Raw genomic sequence first — 18755 nt, forward strand, 5'->3', positions numbered from 1 at the left:
CCTGTTGTGGGGCCGGATCATTAGAGTTCGAAAAAGGGTTGGCATGATACCCGCTCTCGATGACTGGATAAAGGCTGAATTGGATAAAATCTGAGCAGTTATTTTCTTATCGCCGCAGGTTTGGTCAAAGGCGATGCAGTCAATAATCTGCCGTCAAGCACCGGCCAGGCAGCCGTTTCACTCGGGGGAGTGGAAGCTCAGGCTGTAATTCACCGCTTTGTTGCCCGGGTCGAGGATGTCCAGGGCAATGTGGATCGGCGTCTGGGAGGGCATCTCGGTCACGCCTGCCAACTCGCCGCTGAGGTATTCGGCGGGTTTGAAGCGACGACTGGCGATCATATTCCCGTTCATGTCGGCAAAGCGTAGCTCCAGCAGCGGGAACGGTTGGGAGAATGTCGCGCGGTTATAGATGATCGCGTCCACCACCAGGGCACCGGCAAACTCCGGGTGGCTGCGCACCACCAGGTTGCTGCTCTTGATGTGGGCGATATCGACCCGGGATGGCACGGTGCAGCCCAGTTTCGGGCACAGTTCCTGGAACCATGGGCGGTAGGCGTCCTGGCGTGCCAGGTCGTCGAATTGGTAGGCGACGTATTGTCCCGCCAGGCCGGCGGCGGCCAGCAGCACCAGCAAGCCCCAGAACAGACGGCGGCCCCAGCCGGAGGAACGCTTCTGGGAATACAGGTGCAGCGGGTCGTCTTCCAGGTCCGAAAGCAGGTCGTCGTGGGCGCCGGCCTCGGGGCGAGGGCGCTTGCGTTTGGGCTGCGGGCGTTCCGGTTGTTCGGGTTCCGGCTCGTCTGCTACGGCGGTTACCGGTGGGTCGAGTTCGTCATCGGTGGGGCTTGTGTGCAGCGGTGGTTCGTCGTCCGGCTCGACCGCTTCAAACGACATCGACGGTTCGGTGCGCTTGGGTTTGCCTGGGCTTGCCTTGGCCGGTTGCGGTTCGTCGTCGACCATTTGCGGGGCTTGGGCCCGTTCATCCCGGGGTTCGCTGAACAGGCTGGAGGCCCATTGCTCTTCCTCGGCCTTGGCCGTATCACGGCTGGCGCTGAGGGCATCTTCCTTTTGCCGACGATCGGCGCCGGGCTGGCGACGGTCGGCACCCACGGGTTGGGTGTGCTGGATCTCGCGACGTTCCAGCTTGGCCAGTTCTACGTCGAGGTCCAGGTTATCCAGGTCCAGCTCTTCGGCGGTCCATTGCTTCTGGCTGATGGCTCGCGGCGCTTGGGGTGGCGGTTCTACGGCTGCCGGCGGCTCTGCCGCAGGTGGTGTCTGGGGCGCGGGCGCATTGGCGCGCTGCTCCAGCAGTTGGCGAGCGGCATTGAACACTTGCAGGCACGACCCACAGCGCACCACGCCACGGGCCACGCTCAATTGAGCGTGGTTGACGCGAAAGCGTGCTTGGCAGTGTGGGCACTGGGTGACGAAACTGTCGGTCATGCGGCCATCCGATTCATGCAGGCGCTCATTCTAGCGCCGACGACCACTGATGCGTACCCAGCCATCGCGGTTGGCGATCGGATCCAGCTCAAAATCCTGGGCGTAGGCGGCGGCAACGTCTTCGCCCTGTTCGGCGAGGATGCCCGACAGCGCCAGGCGGCCGCCCGGCTTGACCAGGCTCGACAGCTGCGGCGCCAGGGAAACCAGCGGCCCGGCGAGGATATTGGCCACCAGCACGTCGGCCTGCACCTGGGGCAATTGCTCCGGCAGGTACAGCGGGAATTTCTCTTCGGCGATGTTATTGCGCCCGGCGTTATCGCGGGAGGCTTCCAGGGCTTGCACGTCGATATCGGTACCGACCGCTTCCTTGGCGCCCAGCAGCAGGGCAGCGATCGCCAGGATCCCCGAGCCACAGCCGAAGTCCAGCACGTTGCAGTCTTTCAGGTCCTGGCCATCGAGCCATTCCAGGCACAGCGCGGTGGTGGGGTGGGTGCCGGTGCCGAACGCCAGGCCCGGGTCCAGCAGCAGGTTCACGGCGTCTGGCTCGGGGGCGGCATGCCAGCTCGGCACGATCCACAGGCGCTGGCCAAAACGCATTGGTTGGAAGTTGTCCATCCAGCTGCGTTCCCAGTCCTGGTCTTCGATGATTTCGCTGTGGTGTTCCGGCAGCGGGCCGCCGGTGAGCAGTTCCATATGGGCCAGGACGCTGGCGGCATCGGTGCCGTCCTCGAACAGGGCCAGCAGATGGGTGTGGGACCACAACGGGGTGGTGTTGAGCTCGGGTTCGAAGATCGGCTGGTCTTCGGCGTCCATGAAGGTCACCGACACGGCGCCCACTTCGAGGAACGCGTCTTCGTAGGTTTCGGCTTGTTCTGGGCTGATGGCGAGACGGACTTGCAGCCAAGGCATGGCGGGCACCTTTGAAAAAATGAGTGTGCAGCGGGGTAGGGCTGCGAAAGACGCGCAAGTTTACGCGAGCGAACAGCAGAAGACGACTGTACTGCTGGTGTACACAGAACAAAATGTGGGAGCGGGCTTGCTCGCGAATGCGGTGTGTCAGTAATGGATGTGTTGACTGGCACACCGCATTCGCGAGCAAGCCCGCTCCCACAAGGGGAATGTATCCATCCAGAAAAATCGGGTGGGCAGAAACAACAAAACCGCCCGAAGGCGGTTTTGTTGGGTGGAGCACTTCGCTTACTGATTAGCCAGCTTGTGTTCCAGGTAGTGAATGTTCACACCACCTTCGCAGAAGCCTTCATCGCGAACCAGGTCCCGATGCAGCGGGATGTTGGTCTTGATGCCGTCTACCACGATTTCGTCCAGGGCGTTGCGCATACGGGCCATGGCCTCGTCGCGGGTGGCGCCCCAGGTGATCAGCTTGCCGATCAGCGAGTCGTAGTTGGACGGAACCTTGTAGCCGCTGTACAGGTGCGAATCCACACGTACGCCGTTGCCGCCGGGCGCGTGGAAATGCTTGACCAGGCCAGGGCTTGGGATAAAGGTTTTCGGGTCTTCGGCGTTGATCCGGCACTCCAGGGAGTGGCCGTGGATCTTCACATCATCCTGGGTAAACGACAGCTTGTTGCCAGCGGCGATGCTCAGCATCTCCTTGACGATGTCGATACCGGTGACCATCTCCGAAACCGGATGCTCTACCTGCACACGAGTGTTCATCTCGATGAAGTAGAAACGGCCGTTTTCGTACAGGAACTCGAAAGTGCCCGCGCCACGGTAGTTGATGTCGATGCATGCCTTGACGCAGCGAGCCAGTACTTCCTGGCGAGCAGTTTCGTCCAGGCCCGGTGCCGGCGCTTCTTCCAGTACCTTCTGGTGACGGCGTTGCAGCGAGCAATCGCGGTCGCCCAGATGGATGGCGTGGCCCTGGCCGTCGGACAGTACCTGCACTTCCACGTGACGTGGGTTGGTCAGGTACTTTTCCAGGTAGACCATCGGGTTGCCGAACCAGGCGGCAGCTTCCGAGCGAGTCTGCTTGGCGGCTTCGATCAGTTCTTCTTCCTTGTGCACCACGCGCATGCCGCGACCACCACCGCCACCGGCGGCCTTGATGATCACCGGGTAACCGACTTCGCGACCAATGCGCAGGGCGGTTGCCTCGTCTTCAGGCAGTGGGCCGTCGGAACCTGGAACGGTAGGTACGCCGGCCGCGATCATGGCGTCCTTGGCCGATACCTTGTCGCCCATCAGGCGAATGGTTTCGGCTTTCGGGCCGATGAAGGCAAACCCGGATTTCTCCACCTGTTCGGCGAAATCGGCGTTTTCCGCGAGGAAGCCGTAGCCGGGGTGGATGCCATCAGCGCCGGTCACTTCAGCGGCGGCGATGATGTTCGAGACTTTCAGGTACGAGTTCGTGGCCAGTGGCGGGCCGATGCAGATGCTTTCGTCCGCCAGTTTCACGTGCATCAATTCGGTATCGGCCGTCGAGTAAACAGCGACGGTCTTGATGCCCTCTTCCTTACAGGCGCGCAGGATACGCAGCGCGATCTCGCCGCGGTTGGCGATCAGGACTTTTTGCAGTTTCTTCGCAGGTTTCAACATCGAAGGCGCTCCGCGGTTCAAACGATGGTGAACAGCGGCTGGTCGTACTCAACCGGCTGACCGTTTTCTACCAGGATGGATTCGATGACGCCGGCTTTTTCCGCCGTGATGTGGTTCATCATCTTCATCGCTTCAACGATGCAGATGGTGTCGCCCACTTTCACGGTTGCGCCGACTTCAACGAAGGCTGGCGAGGTCGGTGCCGGGGTGCGGTAGAAGGTACCGACCATTGGCGACTTGACCACGAAACCGTTCAGTTTTGGAGCCGCAGGGGCTTCGGCAGCCGCCGCGACCGGAGCAGCAGCCACGGGTGCAGCGGCCGGAGCCGGCGCTTGCATCTGTGGTGCGTAGAACTGTTGGGCCGGGGTCTTGCTGTGACGGCTGATCCGTACGGATTCCTCGCCTTCCTTGATCTCCAGCTCGTCGATACCGGATTCTTCCAGCAGTTCGATCAGTTTCTTAACTTTACGGATATCCATGAATCATCAACTCCCAAAGGGTCGGTCAGGGGCGCTTGGCCGTGTCTTCAAGCTGTTCCAGGGCGGCCTCCAGGGCCAGTCGGTAACCGCTGGCGCCAAGGCCGCAGATCACTCCTACCGCAACGTCGGAGAAGTAAGAGTGATGGCGGAAAGGTTCGCGTTTGTGCACGTTCGATAAATGCACTTCGATGAATGGGATGCTCACCGCCAGCAGCGCGTCACGTAATGCAACGCTTGTGTGCGTAAAAGCGGCGGGATTGATCAGGATAAAGTCCACGCCTTCGCTGCGCGCGGCATGGATGCGATCAATCAGTTCGTACTCGGCATTGCTTTGCAGGTAGAGCAGATGGTGGCCGGCATCACGTGCCCGTCGTTCCAGATCGAGGTTGATCTGTTCGAGGGTCACTGCCCCGTAGACGCCCGGTTCGCGGGTGCCGAGCAGGTTCAGGTTGGGTCCGTGAAGAACCAGTAAGGTCGCCATCGGCTGTTCCTTGTTATTGATGTGGGCACGGTAGAACCCGGCGACTATGCCGCAAAGGCTTTGTGACTGTCCAGTTCTATGCAGTAGGCAGCACGATTAGCGAGGATTGCGCAAAATATGTGACCGCAAGGCTGAATCCGGTCAGTGTGGGAGCTGGCTTGCCTGCGATGGCGGTGGTTCAGCCGCCACATGCGTTGACGGGTGCGCCGCCTTCGCGAGCAAGCCCGCTCCCACATTTTGATCTTCACAAGACGGGAGAGCCGGTCAGACGCGGAATGCCTGCACGGCGGTATTGAGTTGCCCGCCAAGTACCAGCAAGTGCTCGCCCTGGCGGCGTCCCTGGCCAATTCGCAGCAAGTTGTCCTCGCCCAGCTGGTGAATCCGCTCGCTGTTATCGCGGATTTCACTCACGGCGCCACTTTGCTGGGCCGTCACATCGGCGATCCGCACGGCGGTGTCGGAAATGGTCTGGATCGCCCCGACGATTTCATCCAGCGCGCCGTCAGCCGCCTGGGCCTGCTCGGCGGTGGCTTCGGCGTGTTCGACCTGGGCGCGCATGCCTTCCACCGATTGCCGGGCGGCGGTTTGCAGGCCGGCGATCAGGTGCTGGATTTCGGCGGTGGCGCCGGCGGTGCGCTGGGCCAGGGAGCGCACCTCATCGGCCACCACGGCGAACCCGCGCCCGGCTTCACCGGCCCGGGCGGCTTCGATCGCGGCGTTCAGCGCCAGCAGGTTGGTCTGGTCGGCAATCGAGCGAATCACCGTGAGTACGCCGCCGATGGTCGCGGACTCTTCGGCGAGTTTCTCGATCATCTGCGCATTTATCTGCACTTCGCCGACCAATGCGTGCAACCCGGTCAGGCTCAGGCCGATCACCCGTTGGCCCTGCTCGACGGCCTGGCCCGCGCTGCGGCTGGCCTCGGCAGCCTGGCTGGCGTCGCCGGCGACCTGCTGGATAGTCGCTTCCAGTTCGCCCAGGGAATCGCGAATCTGCGCGGTATCACCGGCCTGGCGCTCGGCCCCGTCGTGCATGCCGCTGCTCAACTCCGCCAGCGCGCTGCTGCTGCCGGCCACTTGCTCGGCGTTGCCTCTGATGGTGCCCACCAGGTCCACCAGGTAGGCGCGCAGGCGGTTCAGGGACTCTTCGATATCGTGCAGTTCGCGGTTGGTCTTGCCCAGGGCAATGTGTTGGCTGAAGTCACCTTCGGCCCAGGTGGACAAAGCGGGCGCCAGGTTGGTCAGCACCCGCGCCAGGCGCCGCTGCAAGGTGTCGATCAAGAGGGCGATCAGCAGAATCAGGCCGATCATCACGCCTTGCATCAGCCGCACTTCGCCCTGGATCTGCGCGTGCTGGGCGCGCACCACAGGCTCCAGCCCGGCGATGGCTTGCTGCACGGCGTTGATTTTCAGGTGGGTGGCGGTGGCCAGTTCGGTGCGTTGCTGGATTTGTTCGCGGGTGCGTTTCAGCTCGGCGGGGTAGCGGGTCAGCAGGCTGTTGAGTTCGCGCTTGAGGTCGACGCCGGTGTCCTGGGCCACGGTTTTTTCAGTGTTTTCCAGGCCCATCATGGCCGAGAAATCGTCGGTACTGGACTCGCTGCTGGCGGTCACCCCCAGTAATGGCAGCTGCCCCAGCACGTCAGCCTGGCTGCGGATATTACTGACTTCGCGCTCCACATCGTCGGCCAGTTCGCTGCGCCCGCTGCTCACCAGCTTGTCCCGGGCCAGGGAGAGTTTCGCCAGGTGCTGGGACGCAGCGAGCAACGGCGGCAGATAGCGCGCCGCCTCGGGCGTACTGACGCCGCTGGCGTACTGGTTCAGTTGCTCCAGGTTGGCACCGAGTTCGCGTTCGGCTTGCAGCAACAGGGCTTGCGGGTCGCCGGCCAGCTTACCGGCGGCCAGCAGGTCGGTCTTGCCGAAGGTGTCCAGGTCGGCAAGGCTGGGACGCAGGTTTTGCGCCAGCTCTGCGGGTAACTCATCCAGCTGCTGTAACAGGTTTTCCAGGCTCTGGCTGGCGCCGCTCAGGCGCAGGGCGTCGCCGCTGGCGAGGTAATCGTCGATATTGCGCGCGGCCTGGTTCTGGAACGTCTGCGACAGGCCAAGGTAGCGCTCCATCAGCAGGTAAGGCCGTTCCAGGGCACGTTGCGACCACCAGAGCGTAGCGCCCAGGGCCAGGCAAACGGCGACCAGAAGGAGGGTGTTCAGATTCGTCAGCAGCTTCAGGCGCATGCGTGGTTTCAACCGACAGCAGAAGTAAGTGCCTGAAGTTATTGCGTTTCCATTACAGAGTTATGACGGATTCGGTGGATTCCGGTGAAAAGGTGGCACTTTGCTTTGATGCACGCGCCGACATCACCCGGTTACGCCCGGCATCCTTGGCGCGGTACAGCGCCTCGTCGGCCTGGGCCGCCATCATCAGGCTGTCGGAGCCATCACACAGCTCCACCACGCCGGCACTGAACGTGCACCACAAATCCTGGGGCTGGGCGGGATAGTGAATCTCGGCAAAGCGCCCGCGAATCTCGTCAAGTACTTGGCAAGCCCTGTCGAGGTCGGTGTCGGGCATCACGATGGCAAATTCTTCGCCGCCGTAACGGCCTATATAGTCGGTCTTGCGCAGGCGCTGCTTGAGAAACAGCGCGAGGCTCTTGATCACCCGGTCGCCCATGGGGTGGCCGTGGCTGTCGTTCACCCGCTTGAAGTGGTCGATGTCGAGCATTGCAAAACTCAGCGGCTTGCTCTCGCGTCGCGCGCGGAAGCTGCAGTCTTCGAGCAGTTGCAGGATGTGGGTGTGGTTGTACAGCCCGGTGAGGCTGTCGCGCACCATCCGCGCCTTGAGGTTGCGTGCCCGCGCGGCGCGGTTGCGTACGGTGGTGATCAGGTGCCGGGGCTTGATCGGTTTGGTGAGGAAGTCGTCGCCGCCTTCGCTCATGGCGTCCAGTTGCTTGTCCAGGTCGTCTTCGGCCGAGAGGTAGATGATCGGCACGCTGACGTAGCGGTCATTGTGACGGATCACCTTGGCCAGCTCGGTACCGGTGCAGGCCGGCATATACATGTCGAGGATGATCAGGTCGGGCTGGAAGTCCGCCAGCTCGGCCATGGCCTGGATCGGTTCGATCAGGGTGCGGGTAACGATACCGGCACTGTTGAGCAGGCGCTCGGTGTGCATGGCCTGGGCCCGCGAGTCGTCGATGATCAGCACTTTATAAGGTTCGTACTGGGCGACGCAGGTCAGCACTTCGATTTTTTCCAGCAGGCTCGACGCCTCCAGGGTGCCGGTGAGGAACTCCTGGCCGCCGGCGCGCACGGCGGCCAGGCGGGTTGGGGTGTCGGTTTCGTGCAGGCTGAAAAACAGCAGCGGCAGCTTTTGCTCCAGGCCTTCCTGGGCTTCGGCGGCGAGCTTCAGGCCCAGGCCGGTGCCGCAGAAATCCACATCCATCACAATGGCCGCCGGCAAGCGCTCGGCCATGGATGAGCGAAACGCCGCCACGCTGTCGAGGGACTGGGCGCTCAAGCCGAAAAATTCCAGCTGCTTGGCCAGGCGGTCGGCGCGGTCGTGATCGGCCAGCATCACGTAGATCGGCTTGCGCATCGGCGGCAGCAGGGTTTGTTCCAGCTGGTCGCCCTGGCGCAGCCCGGTGCGCGACAGGCGCTGCATCAAACGGTTGAGTTCGGTGATCAGGTGGCTGCTCAGGCGGCCGCGGTTGTCGTCCACCGCCTTGAGTGAAGCGCCGATCTGGTGCGCCAGTTGGCCGTGCTCCGGCTGCTCGAAGCGTTCGGCAAAGCGCAGCAGGCGCAGGTTGGCCTCGCCGAGTTCGGTCAAGTCGGCGGTCGACCATTCGCTGCGTTGCAGGCGCTGCCAGATCTCAAGAATTTGACGTGCCTGATGAATTACCCGCTGGGCAAAATGGTGCTTGAGACGCTCACGGCTGGGGTCTTCTGGCTCGGTCATATCCTGACTACTAGTTAGGCTGCATGCTGAGGTCGAACTGATGGCTCTATGCTAGCACCTCTTTTCCGTTGCACGAGTGTCATACGTCAATTAACTGCAAGGTCGCAGAGATTCATTTATCGACCATGCAGTCGCGCGGGCGTAAACAGCGTGCATCCTTTATAGTCGAGCCGCGCACTTGCGCCACCCCGACTAAAAGCGCCGCAATGCTCGGCACGATGGGGTAGGGTTGTGGTCGTAGCTATTGAACTCAAGTGATTGAAAGGATATCGCCATGCTGGACTGGAAAAACCGCGCAGGCAGTGCAAAGGGCCCGGCCCCTGAAACCAAGTCGGCCCCCCGCAGCTATTTCCGTAACCTGCTGATGAGCCGCGCGTTGCTCTCGCTGGTTGCGTTGTACCTGTTGGTCACCGGTGCCCTGGGTTGGTACTGGAGCGAAGAGCCTGCGTTGTTCCCGGTCCAGCAGAATGCGCAAATTGCCGCCGAGAAGGATGGCAAGCAGATGGTGGTGGGCTTTACCACCGTCGAAACCCTCAAGACGGTGGTGGGCACCCTGCTGAACAAGCCGGGTGGCTACATTTCCAACGACCGTTTCCCGCCGGGCCTGTGGATGGACAACATGCCGAGCTGGGAGTACGGCGTACTGGTGCAGGTGCGTGACCTGACCCGTGCCCTGCGCAAGGACTTCGCCCGCTCCCAGTCGCAGTCGGCGGAAGACGCAGACCTGGCCAAGGCCGAGCCGCGCTTCAACTTCGACAACAAGAGCTGGGTGCTGCCGTCCAGCGAGTCGGAATACCAGGAAGGCATCAATTCCCTGAGCCGCTACGAAGCGCGCTTGTCCGACCCGAATCAAAAAGGCGCGCTGTTCTATGCACGTGCCGACAACTTGAACAACTGGCTGGGTGATGTGGCGACCCGCCTGGGTTCGCTGTCGCAACGGCTGTCGGCCAGTGTGGGTCGGGTCAAGCTCAACACCGCGCTGAAAACCGAAGCGCTGGCGCCGGGTGAAGTGCCGCAGGTCGACGAAGAAGTGGTGGAAACCCCATGGATGCAGATCGACAACGTGTTCTACGAAGCCCGCGGCCAGGCCTGGGCCCTGTCGCACCTGCTGCGCGCCATTGAAGTCGACTTCGCCGATGTGCTGGCCAAGAAAAACGCCACCGTCAGCGTGCGCCAGATCATTCGTGAGCTGGAAGCTTCGCAAGAGCCGGTATGGAGCCCGATGATTCTCAACGGCAGTGGCTTTGGCATCCTGGCCAACCATTCGCTGGTCATGGCCAACTATATTTCCCGGGCCAACGCTGCAGTGATCGACCTGCGTCAGCTCCTGAACCAGGGTTGATGATGGACGCTTCCACCAGGGAGGCAGCGCACCGCGCCGCCTCCGACGCCGAACTGATTGCCTGGGTCGACGAGCAGGACAACCTGCTCGGCAGCCTCGTACGTTCCGATCTGCGCCGGCGCGGGCTGATCGGGCGCTGCACCTTTATTTTCCTGTTCAACTCGGCCGGTGAGCTGTGTGTGCACCGGCGCACCCTGAGCAAAGCCATGTACCCGGGTTTCTGGGACACGGCGGCGGGCGGAATGGTGGCGGCCCACGAGTCCTATGCCGAATCGGCGGCCCGTGAGCTGGAAGAGGAGCTGGGCGTCAGCGGCGTCGAACTGACCGCCCACGATCACTTCTACTTCGAAGACGGCGACAGCCGGCTCTGGTGCACCTCGTTCTCGGCCGTGTGGGACGGGCCGCTGCGAATCCAGCCGGAAGAAGTCATGGAAGCGCGCTTTCTGCCCCTGGCGACGGTGCTTCAGGAGGCCGAGCAAAAGCCCTATTGCCCGGATGCCCAGGAAGGGTTGCGTCGTTATTTGGCCCTGCGTCGCTAAAGTTGCATAAATTGGCGCCATTTGGCTCTTAGCAAGGGGCGTTTTTGCCGTTACACTGCGCGACTTTTCAGGCTGAACCGCTCTCGCGGTTCAGTAGCGCTGCCCCTGCCTGAGTGGGGCTTCGCGGTCGATGACCCCATCGATCAGTCTTTGTCCTCCCAAGAGGATTGCCGGTGGCCAAAAAAGCCGCATCCTTCGCCGCCCTTGGTGGCCTGGTATTTTCCACCGACGCAGGTCGACACTGCCCGGACTGTCGCCAGCCCGTGGACGCTTGTACCTGCAAAACAACCCTGATTCCCGAAGGCGATGGTATTGCCCGCGTTCGTCGCGAGAGCAAGGGCCGTGGCGGCAAGACAGTGACCACCATCACTGGCGTGCCCCTGGCCGAAGAAGCCTTGAAGGAACTGGCCACCACGCTGAAAAAGCGCTGTGGCACCGGTGGCGCCCTGAAAGACGGCGTGATCGAGATCCAGGGCGACCACGTCGAGTTGCTGTTGGCCGAGCTGATCAAGCTGGGTTACAAGGCGAAGAAATCCGGCGGCTAGCAGCCTCTGTGAAAACCACCCCGATAGCCCGCTGGCTGAACGCGAACTGTCGTCTCCATGGTTTTCACAGAGCCTGTTCCTGACCGGTGTCTAAACTCTGTCCTGCAAGTGGGGTCTACCCCTCTCACAGGCAAATCGTCATTTTCATTCTTTAGACTGCGCCAGCCTCTGATCAGGCCGGTGCACTTCGACTTCATTTATAGGGGACTTCGATGTCCGTACGACGCACACGCAAAGACGATGGCAGCCAATGGACAGTTGCGGACAGCCGCAGTGTTTACGGGATTCGCCATTGGGGGGCCGGGTATTTCGCGATCAATGATGCCGGTCGCGTTGAAGTCCGTCCGAACGGCCCGAACAGCACGCCTGTGGACCTGTACGAGCAAGTCGACGAGCTGCGCAAAAGCGGCCTGTCCCTGCCGTTGCTGGTGCGCTTCCCCGACATCCTGCAAGACCGCGTGCGCCAGCTGACCGGCGCGTTCGACTCCAATATCGAGCGCCTGGAATACCAGAGCAAATACACCGCGCTGTACCCGATCAAGGTGAACCAGCAGGAAGCGGTGATCGAGAACATCATCGCCACCCAGGACGTGTCCATTGGCCTGGAAGCCGGCTCCAAGCCCGAGCTGCTGGCCGTGCTGGCCCTGGCGCCGAAAGGCGGCACCATCGTCTGCAACGGTTACAAGGACCGTGAGTTCATCCGCCTCGCGCTGATGGGCCAGAAGCTGGGCCACAACGTGTTCATCGTGATCGAGAAAGAATCCGAAGTCGGCCTGGTGATCGAAGAAGCCGCCAACCTCAAGGTCAAGCCTCAGGTCGGCCTGCGGGTGCGCCTGTCGTCCCTGGCGTCGAGCAAGTGGGCGGACACCGGCGGCGAGAAATCCAAATTCGGTCTGTCGGCGGCGCAATTGTTGTCGGTGGTCGAGCGCTTCCGCGCGGCGGGCCTGGACCAGGGCATCCGCCTGCTGCACTTCCACATGGGTTCGCAGATCGCCAACCTGGCCGACTACCAGCACGGGTTCAAGGAAGCCATTCGTTACTACGGCGAACTGCGCAACCTCGGCCTGCCGGTAGACCACATCGACGTGGGCGGCGGCCTGGGCGTGGACTACGACGGTACCCACTCGCGTAACGCCAGCTCCATCAACTACGACATGGACGACTACGCCGGCGTGGTCGTGGGCATGCTCAAGGAATTCTGCGACGCGCAGAGCCTGCCGCACCCGAACATCTTCTCCGAGAGCGGCCGTTCCCTGACCGCCCACCACGCCATGCTGGTGGTGCAAGTTACCGACGTCGAGAAGCACAACGACGACGTGCCGCTGATCGAGAACAAGGAAAGCCTGCCGGAAACCGTGCAATGGCTGGTGGACCTGCTGGGCCCGACCGACATTGAAATGGTCACCGAAACCTACTGGCGCGCCACTCACTACATGAGCGACGTGGCGACCCAGTACGCCGACGGCAAGATCACCCTGGCCGAGAAGGCCTTGGCTGAACAATGCTACTTCGCCGTCTGCCGCCGCCTGCACGACTCGCTGAAAGCCCGCCAGCGTTCCCACCGCCAGGTGCTGGACGAACTCAACGACAAGCTGGCCGACAAATACATCTGCAACTTCTCGGTCTTCCAGAGCCTGCCGGACACCTGGGCCATCGGCCAGGTGCTGCCGATATTGCCGCTGCATCGCCTCGACGAAGAGCCGCTGCGCCGTGCGGTGCTGCAGGATTTGACCTGCGACTCCGACGGCAAGATCAAGCAATACGTGGATGAGCAAAGCATCGAGACCAGCTTGCCGGTGCACGCTGTGAAAGAAGGCGAGGACTACCTGCTGGGGATCTTCCTGGTGGGTGCCTACCAGGAAATTCTCGGCGACATGCACAACCTGTTCGGTGACACCGACTCGGTGAACATCTACCAGCGTGACGACGGTTCGGTGTACAGCGCCGGGATCGAGACCCACGACACCATCGAAGACATGCTGCGCTACGTGCACTTGTCGCCGGAGGAGTTGATGACTCACTACCGTGACAAGTGCGCCAGCGCGAAGATCACGGCGGCGGAGCGGACTCAGTTCCTGGATGCGTTGCGTCTTGGTTTGACGCGTTCGTCGTACCTGTCCTCGTAAGGACACCGCTTCCAGGCTGACAAAGATCTCAATGTGACAGAGATCCAGTGTGGGAGCGGGCTTGCTCGCGAAGGCGGTGTGTCAGTCAATACATGTGCAGACTGATACACCGCCTTCGCGAGCAAGCCCGCTCCCACATTTGGATCGCCGCAAGTCCTGCAGTTTTTATAGGGCCTGAATAATGTCGAAAAAGCTCCTGCAAGTGTTCACCCTTGCCATCGCGACGCTGCTCGCAGCCTGCTCCCCGATCAAAGTGCTCAACGCACTCACCCCCACCAGCACCTTCACCAAAACCTCCTCCCTCGCCTACGGCGATGACCTCCGCCAGAAACTCGATATCTACCGCCCCGTCACCGCCTTGCCCGACGCGCCCGTCGTGGTGTTTTTCTATGGCGGCAGCTGGAACAGCGGCTCAAAGGATGACTACGGTTTCGTCGGCGAAGCCCTGGCCTCGCGCGGCATCGTGGTGGTGATCGCCGACTACCGGCTTTACCCGCAAGTACGCTACCCACGGTTTTTGCAGGACGGCGCCCAAGCAGTCGCGTGGGCGTATCAGCACAGTGCCGAATACGGCGGCGATCCCCGCAAGCTGTATGTGATGGGCCACAGTTCCGGTGCCTACAACGCCGCAATGCTGGCGCTGGACCCGCAGTGGCTGGCCGGGGTCGGCCTGTCGCCGTCAGTCTTCAAGGGCTGGATCGGCCTCGCCGGGCCGTATGATTTCCTGCCGATTGAAAACCGCGATGTGCGCCCGGTGTTCTTCTACCCGGACTCGCCGCCCGATTCCCAACCCATCAACCACGTGAGCCAAAGCGCACCCCCCAGCCTGTTGATTGCTTCGGTGGACGACAATCTGGTCAACCCCAAGCGCAACACCGGCGGGTTGGCGAAAAAGCTGCGAGCGGCGGGTGTGCCGGTGGAGGAGTTCTACTTCACCAGGACCAGCCACGCCACATTGGTGGCGTCGATGTCCCGGCCGCTGCGCTGGCTGGCGCCCGTGTTGGACCGGGTCACGGCGTTTATCACGTTCACGCCGGGCCAGTGAGCCAGCGGTCCTGTTTGTTCAGGCGCCAGGCAATTGCCCACAGCGTCAGGCTGCGCAGGGCCATGAACAGCAGGAAGGTTATCCACAATCCGTGGTTGCCAAGGCCCTGCAAGGCCCAGGCGAAGGGCAGCACAATCACCACCGTCAGCAGCATGCCGTTGCGCATTTCCCGGGCGCGGGTGGCGCCGATGAACAGGCCGTCCAGCAGGTAGCTCCACACGGCGATCAACGGCAGTACGGCGAGGTAGGGCAGGTAGATGTCGGCGGTTTCGCGCACGCTCGGGATATCGGTTTGCATGGCGATAAACAGGTGGCCGAACACGGCGAACAGGATCGCGAAGCCGATACTCGCCAGCAACGACCAACCACAGGCCACCACCAGCGAGCGGCGCAAGGCCTGGCGGTCGTGGGCGCCGATGGCGTGGCCGCACAAGGCTTCCACGGCGTGGGCCAGTCCGTCCAAGGCGTGGGCCGTCAGCAACAGACCATTGAGCAGCAGCGCATTCGCCGCCACCGTGGCATCCCCCAAGCGAGCGCCTTGCACGGTGATCATGAAAAACACTGATTGCAGGGCCAGGCTGCGGATGAAAATATCGCGGTTCACCGCCAGCAGCGGGCGCCAGCTTTGCCACAGCTTGAGCGCGGCCCAGGCGATATGGCCGGGGTAGGCGCGCAGGGCTTTTTGGGTGAGGGCCAGGCCGAGCAGGGCGCCGGTCCATTCGGCGATCACCGAGGCGCGGGCCGAGCCGACCACGCCCCAATCCAGGCCCAGCACGAACCACAGGTTGAGCGCGATGTTCACGAGGTTGGTGGTCAGCAGAATCGCCAGCGGCGCGCGGGCGTTCTGGGTGCCAAGGAACCAGCCCACCAGCGCATAGCTGGCCAGCGCTGCGGGCAGGCCGAAGAGCCGGGTGTGGAAGAATTCGCGGGTCAGCTGGTTAAGTTCGGGCGAGGGCTGCATCCAGTCCAGCACCAGGCCGCTTAACGGAATGCCGATGCTGCCGAGCACTATGGCCAGGCCCAGCGCCAGCAACAGCCCCTGCAACAGAATCTGCCGCAGCGCGGCCCCGTCACCGCGCCCGGCGGCCTGGGCGGCAAAGCCGGTGGAGCCCATGCGCAGGAAACCCATGGCCCAGGCGAGGAAGGTGTACAGGCTGGCGCCTACGGCCACGGCGCCGAGTTGGTGGGCGTGGGGCAGGTGGCCGATGACCATGCTGTCCACCAGCGCCACCAGTGGTACGGAGATGTTCGACAAAATCATCGGCGCGGCGAGGGCCCACACGCGGCGGTGGGTGGGGCGGTCGCGCCAGTCGGTTAGCAGGGAAGTCATGCGGGCTCCTTTGGGGAGCGGTAGTGTAACTGTCCATTAGCTGCGCCGCAGGGCCAATGTGGGAGCGGGCTTGCTCGCGAAAGCGGTGTGTCAGTCGCCGGATGTATTGGCTGATCCACCGCTTTCGCGAGCAAGCCCGCTCCCACATTTTTGACCGCGTAGTGTCAGGTTTTGCGCGGGTGCAGGCATTCGATGGAGCGGTCGACGGTGGTCTTGGCAATTTCCAGCAAGTGCCAAACCGCCAGGATCTTCGCCCGCTGTGGACTCTCCAGCAGCTCGCCGCAATCAAGCGCAGTCGCCGAGGCGCTGCTCAGCAAGCTGGCGGTGTAGAGCAGGGAATCTTCGAAGCTCAGGTCTTCGTTGATGGTGTGGAAGCCTTGGGATGGCAGGTAATGTTCGAGCGCGCGATTGAAGGCGGCGCGGTCGTTGAGGAGGTCGCTGGGTGGATCGGGGACAACCTTATTCATCGTGTAGCTCCTGTCTGCAGAAGGAGCCGGCCCTGTCGCGACTAAACGAAGGGTGGCGGCTATACGCAGGTTAGTCGACCGGTCAGACAGGAAAACTCCGGCGCACCCGAAGGTGCCCTGCGCACAGCCACCATAAAACCTCATGGGAGACATGCGCCTGTCTGAACTCGGGCGACTAAACCCGATCACTGATATGCAGTGAAGGGCCGAAGACTAGCCACCCATCCCAACAGGCACAAGGCCGAAAGATTGTCTCGGAAACGTCCCTCAAATTAAAGGGATTTACCCTGCTGGCCCTTTATTAATGCACCACCCAACTGAGCACCCAGAGCCCGAGCATCAACCAGATAATCCCCATGATGATCGAAGCCCGCATAAACGCGCGCACCGCCGAGTACAACAGCATCAGGCCGATAATCAGCATGAGGATGCTGATGATCGAGGTGTCCATCCCCAAGGATCTGGACAGCCCGTCGACAAAGTCGCCGCCCGCGTGGGACAGGGTATTGAACAGCCCGCTGAACAACTCGACGATAAAGTGGATGATCTGGCCGATCTTGAGACCCAGCCATCCGAAAAAGTCTGTTTGCATGTGTGTGTCCTGATAAGACGGTGGGCGTAGCTGCCGAACCTGAGCCTTTGTTCGTTATTGGCCCAAGCTAGTTCCCTTCTAGCATAGAGGTTTACGGGCCGCAGGGATTCACTTGCCTTCGCGCGGCTTGCGCCCGAAGCTATACACCTTCAGGAGCCCCCCATGAACCTCGATCACCTCACCGAACGCCTGCACCGCATCCGCGATACCAACGACTGGAAGCAGTTCCACAGCCCCAAGAACCTGGCCATGGCCGCCAGCGTTGAAATGGCCGAGCTGGTGGAGATATTCCAGTGGTTGAGCGAAGACCAGTCGCGCCAGTTGCCCGCCGACAAACTCGCCCATGCCGGCCAGGAAGTCGGTGACATCGTGCTGTACCTGCTGCTGTTGTGCAGTGAGTTGGGGTTGGACATGGATCAGGTGGTACAGGCCAAGCTGGCCGACAGCGAACGGCGGTTTGCCAAATGAGCGACCGTCATTTCGACCAGTTGGCCACCCGTTTCGCCGAGAAGATCTATGGCGGTGCCAAGGGCGCGATTCGCCTGGCGGTGCTGCAGGCCGATCTGATTGAAGCGCTGCCGGACCGCCCGTTGCGGGTACTGGATATCGGCGCGGGGCTGGGCCATATGTCGCTGTGGCTGGCCGAGCGCGGCCACGATGTAACCCTGGCCGAACCCGCCGAGCCGATGCTCGAAGGCGCCCGCCAGCGTTTCGCCGAAGCCGGGCAGACCGCCACCTTCATTCAGGCACCCTGGCAGGACCTGCTGGGCCAACTCACCGAGCCCTACGACCTGGTGCTGTGCCACGCCGTGCTGGAATGGCTGGCCGAACCCCATGCGATCCTGCCGGTGCTGCACCAGTTGACCGCGCCCGGTGGCTGGCTGTCCCTGGCCTTCTATAACCGCGATGCCTTGATTTACCGCAACCTGCTCAAAGGCCACTTCCGCAAAATGCGCAAGAACGATATGGCCGGCGAAAAGCAGAGCCTCACGCCGCAACAACCCCTGGACCCACGGGAGTTGGCGACGCAACTAGAGGGCCTGTGGCAGGTCGAAACCCAAAGTGGCGTGCGGGTGTTCCACGACTATATGCCGGTGGAATTCCAGGCCCGCGCCGAGTTGCAGGATTTGTTGGAGATGGAGCTCGCACACCGTCGTCACCCAAGCTTTGCCGGACTTGGGCGTTATTTGCACTGGATCTGCCGTCCGGTTTAAGCGGCCCAGTCTGCGGAGGTCGAAATGAAGCGCTGTCTTGGACTGATCCTGCTGGGCCTGGGCCTGGCGGGTTGCCAAAGCCCCAACCCGTATGTGGCGGCGTCTGCCCCGATGCCGCCGGCGCCTGCCCAGGCGGCCAACACCTTTGATGCCAGCGCCTACCCGGCGCCGGTGCGCGACTACGGCGCGTACCGCAGTTGGGCCTGGCTCAACAACCAGCTGCCGGCGGGCTCGGCCTGGGCCGATTCGGCGCAGATTGCCGAGGCGGTCAGCGGCGCCCTCGACCAGCGCGGCCTGCGCCCCTTGCATGACAACCGCGCCCCCGACCTGCTGGTAAGCGCCGACGTGCGCCTGGAAAAACGCCTGCGCCAGGTCCAGGACGACTATGGCTATGGTTACGGCGGTTATAACCGCTATGGCAATGGCTACGGCATGTACAACACGGTGCCGGTGGTACGCACTTATGAAGTGACGGTGGCCGTGGCGCGCATCAGCCTGTTCGACGCGCGCACCCGGCAGCCGGTATGGAGCACCAGCGCCGAAACCACGAGCCAGGGCAGCCTCAGCGAGCGCGCCGACTCGCTGCGTGAGGCGATGCAAAAGGCAATGACTGCCTACCCGCCCAGTTAGCAGCTATTCTCATCTCA

Annotated in this window: 17 protein-coding genes and 1 pseudogene; 8 read left to right on the forward strand and 10 right to left on the reverse strand. The window is 62.3% G+C overall.

The annotated features are described in order from the left end of the window. Positions 1-177: 177 nt before the first annotated feature. From QF039_RS32505 to QF039_RS32535, 7 genes and pseudogenes are all read right to left on the reverse strand, one after another. On the reverse strand, positions 178-1440 hold the full coding sequence (locus tag QF039_RS32505; protein ID WP_307522636.1) for a DUF3426 domain-containing protein: 1263 nt from the start codon (positions 1438-1440) through the stop codon (positions 178-180). 30 nt (positions 1441-1470) lie between these two features. Beyond that, entirely contained in the window at positions 1471-2349 is an 879-nt protein-coding gene (gene prmA / locus QF039_RS32510; RefSeq protein ID WP_003217316.1) for a 50S ribosomal protein L11 methyltransferase, read from the reverse strand. A gap of 288 nt (positions 2350-2637) precedes the next feature. Then, on the reverse strand, positions 2638-3999 hold the full coding sequence (accC, locus tag QF039_RS32515) for an acetyl-CoA carboxylase biotin carboxylase subunit (RefSeq protein WP_003217312.1): 1362 nt from the start codon (positions 3997-3999) through the stop codon (positions 2638-2640). Between the two features lie 17 nt (positions 4000-4016). After that, on the reverse strand, positions 4017-4478 hold the full coding sequence (gene accB / locus QF039_RS32520; protein WP_003217309.1) for an acetyl-CoA carboxylase biotin carboxyl carrier protein: 462 nt from the start codon (positions 4476-4478) through the stop codon (positions 4017-4019). A 25-nt stretch (positions 4479-4503) separates the two neighbouring features. After that, entirely contained in the window at positions 4504-4959 is a 456-nt protein-coding gene (gene aroQ / locus QF039_RS32525) for a type II 3-dehydroquinate dehydratase (protein WP_003217307.1), read from the reverse strand. Between the two features lie 264 nt (positions 4960-5223). Next, positions 5224-5718 (reverse strand): annotated as a pseudogene (locus tag QF039_RS33870) (methyl-accepting chemotaxis protein); the annotation flags it as partial. A gap of 1519 nt (positions 5719-7237) precedes the next feature. Beyond that, positions 7238-8908, reverse strand: coding sequence for a PleD family two-component system response regulator (locus QF039_RS32535; protein ID WP_307522642.1), 1671 nt, complete (start codon positions 8906-8908; stop codon positions 7238-7240). 274 nt (positions 8909-9182) lie between these two features. Between QF039_RS32535 and QF039_RS32540 the strand changes: the two genes are divergently transcribed. From QF039_RS32540 to QF039_RS32560, 5 genes are all read left to right on the forward strand, one after another. Next, positions 9183-10250 carry a DUF2333 family protein gene (locus QF039_RS32540; protein WP_003217301.1) on the forward strand — a complete coding sequence of 356 codons (1068 nt, stop codon included), beginning with the start codon at positions 9183-9185 and terminating at the stop codon, positions 10248-10250. 2 nt (positions 10251-10252) lie between these two features. Continuing rightward, positions 10253-10789, forward strand: coding sequence for an NUDIX hydrolase (locus QF039_RS32545; protein ID WP_008439015.1), 537 nt, complete (start codon positions 10253-10255; stop codon positions 10787-10789). A 173-nt stretch (positions 10790-10962) separates the two neighbouring features. Beyond that, a complete protein-coding gene (locus tag QF039_RS32550; RefSeq protein WP_003217297.1) occupies positions 10963-11334 on the forward strand; it encodes a translation initiation factor Sui1 in 372 nt (123 codons plus the stop codon). Between the two features lie 212 nt (positions 11335-11546). Beyond that, on the forward strand, positions 11547-13460 hold the full coding sequence (gene speA / locus QF039_RS32555; protein WP_003217295.1) for an arginine decarboxylase: 1914 nt from the start codon (positions 11547-11549) through the stop codon (positions 13458-13460). Between the two features lie 181 nt (positions 13461-13641). After that, positions 13642-14505, forward strand: a complete 864-nt coding sequence (locus QF039_RS32560) for an alpha/beta hydrolase (protein ID WP_307522647.1) — start codon at positions 13642-13644, stop codon at positions 14503-14505. On the opposite strand, the gene QF039_RS32565 is transcribed toward QF039_RS32560, so the two are convergent. From QF039_RS32565 to QF039_RS32575, 3 genes are all read right to left on the reverse strand, one after another. Further along, positions 14489-15835 (reverse strand): MATE family efflux transporter, encoded by a 1347-nt coding sequence (locus QF039_RS32565; RefSeq protein ID WP_003217292.1) that lies wholly within the window; start codon positions 15833-15835, stop codon positions 14489-14491. The genes QF039_RS32560 and QF039_RS32565 overlap by 17 nt on opposite strands. 164 nt (positions 15836-15999) lie before the next feature. Next, positions 16000-16302 (reverse strand): DUF6124 family protein, encoded by a 303-nt coding sequence (locus QF039_RS32570; RefSeq protein WP_087693105.1) that lies wholly within the window; start codon positions 16300-16302, stop codon positions 16000-16002. Between the two features lie 301 nt (positions 16303-16603). After that, a complete protein-coding gene (locus QF039_RS32575) occupies positions 16604-16894 on the reverse strand; it encodes a hypothetical protein (RefSeq protein ID WP_003212934.1) in 291 nt (96 codons plus the stop codon). A 162-nt stretch (positions 16895-17056) separates the two neighbouring features. Between QF039_RS32575 and QF039_RS32580 the strand changes: the two genes are divergently transcribed. From QF039_RS32580 to QF039_RS32590, 3 genes are read left to right on the forward strand one after another with little or no spacing between them, the layout of a single operon-like run. After that, positions 17057-17362, forward strand: a complete 306-nt coding sequence (locus QF039_RS32580) for a MazG-like family protein (RefSeq protein ID WP_017478435.1) — start codon at positions 17057-17059, stop codon at positions 17360-17362. After that, complete coding sequence (locus tag QF039_RS32585) at positions 17359-18108, forward strand: methyltransferase domain-containing protein (RefSeq protein WP_076017967.1); 750 nt, start codon at positions 17359-17361, stop codon at positions 18106-18108. The genes QF039_RS32580 and QF039_RS32585 overlap by 4 nt, the downstream gene beginning before the upstream one ends. 24 nt (positions 18109-18132) lie before the next feature. Further along, the gene (locus QF039_RS32590) at positions 18133-18738 is read left to right on the forward strand and encodes a DUF4136 domain-containing protein (RefSeq protein ID WP_008439011.1); all 606 of its coding nucleotides are present in this window, start codon (positions 18133-18135) and stop codon (positions 18736-18738) included. The last annotated feature ends 17 nt before the right edge of the window (positions 18739-18755 follow it).

Origin of the sequence: Pseudomonas sp. W2I6 (assembly GCF_030815935.1) — a bacterium.
In the GTDB taxonomy this organism is placed as follows: Bacteria; Pseudomonadota; Gammaproteobacteria; order Pseudomonadales; family Pseudomonadaceae; genus Aquipseudomonas.

Coding starts and splice junctions, on each gene's coding strand:
- QF039_RS32585 (WP_076017967.1), top strand. CDS start 17,359: ATGAGCGACCGTCATTTCGACCAGTTGGCCACCCGTTTCGCCGAGAAG.
- QF039_RS32565 (WP_003217292.1), bottom strand. CDS start 15,835: ATGACTTCCCTGCTAACCGACTGGCGCGACCGCCCCACCCACCGCCGC.
- QF039_RS32505 (WP_307522636.1), bottom strand. CDS start 1,440: ATGACCGACAGTTTCGTCACCCAGTGCCCACACTGCCAAGCACGCTTT.
- accB (WP_003217309.1), bottom strand. CDS start 4,478: ATGGATATCCGTAAAGTTAAGAAACTGATCGAACTGCTGGAAGAATCC.
- QF039_RS32560 (WP_307522647.1), top strand. CDS start 13,642: ATGTCGAAAAAGCTCCTGCAAGTGTTCACCCTTGCCATCGCGACGCTG.
- speA (WP_003217295.1), top strand. CDS start 11,547: ATGTCCGTACGACGCACACGCAAAGACGATGGCAGCCAATGGACAGTT.
- QF039_RS32540 (WP_003217301.1), top strand. CDS start 9,183: ATGCTGGACTGGAAAAACCGCGCAGGCAGTGCAAAGGGCCCGGCCCCT.
- QF039_RS32575 (WP_003212934.1), bottom strand. CDS start 16,894: ATGCAAACAGACTTTTTCGGATGGCTGGGTCTCAAGATCGGCCAGATC.
- QF039_RS32580 (WP_017478435.1), top strand. CDS start 17,057: ATGAACCTCGATCACCTCACCGAACGCCTGCACCGCATCCGCGATACC.
- accC (WP_003217312.1), bottom strand. CDS start 3,999: ATGTTGAAACCTGCGAAGAAACTGCAAAAAGTCCTGATCGCCAACCGC.
- QF039_RS32535 (WP_307522642.1), bottom strand. CDS start 8,908: ATGACCGAGCCAGAAGACCCCAGCCGTGAGCGTCTCAAGCACCATTTT.
- QF039_RS32545 (WP_008439015.1), top strand. CDS start 10,253: ATGGACGCTTCCACCAGGGAGGCAGCGCACCGCGCCGCCTCCGACGCC.
- aroQ (WP_003217307.1), bottom strand. CDS start 4,959: ATGGCGACCTTACTGGTTCTTCACGGACCCAACCTGAACCTGCTCGGC.
- QF039_RS32570 (WP_087693105.1), bottom strand. CDS start 16,302: ATGAATAAGGTTGTCCCCGATCCACCCAGCGACCTCCTCAACGACCGC.
- QF039_RS32590 (WP_008439011.1), top strand. CDS start 18,133: ATGAAGCGCTGTCTTGGACTGATCCTGCTGGGCCTGGGCCTGGCGGGT.
- prmA (WP_003217316.1), bottom strand. CDS start 2,349: ATGCCTTGGCTGCAAGTCCGTCTCGCCATCAGCCCAGAACAAGCCGAA.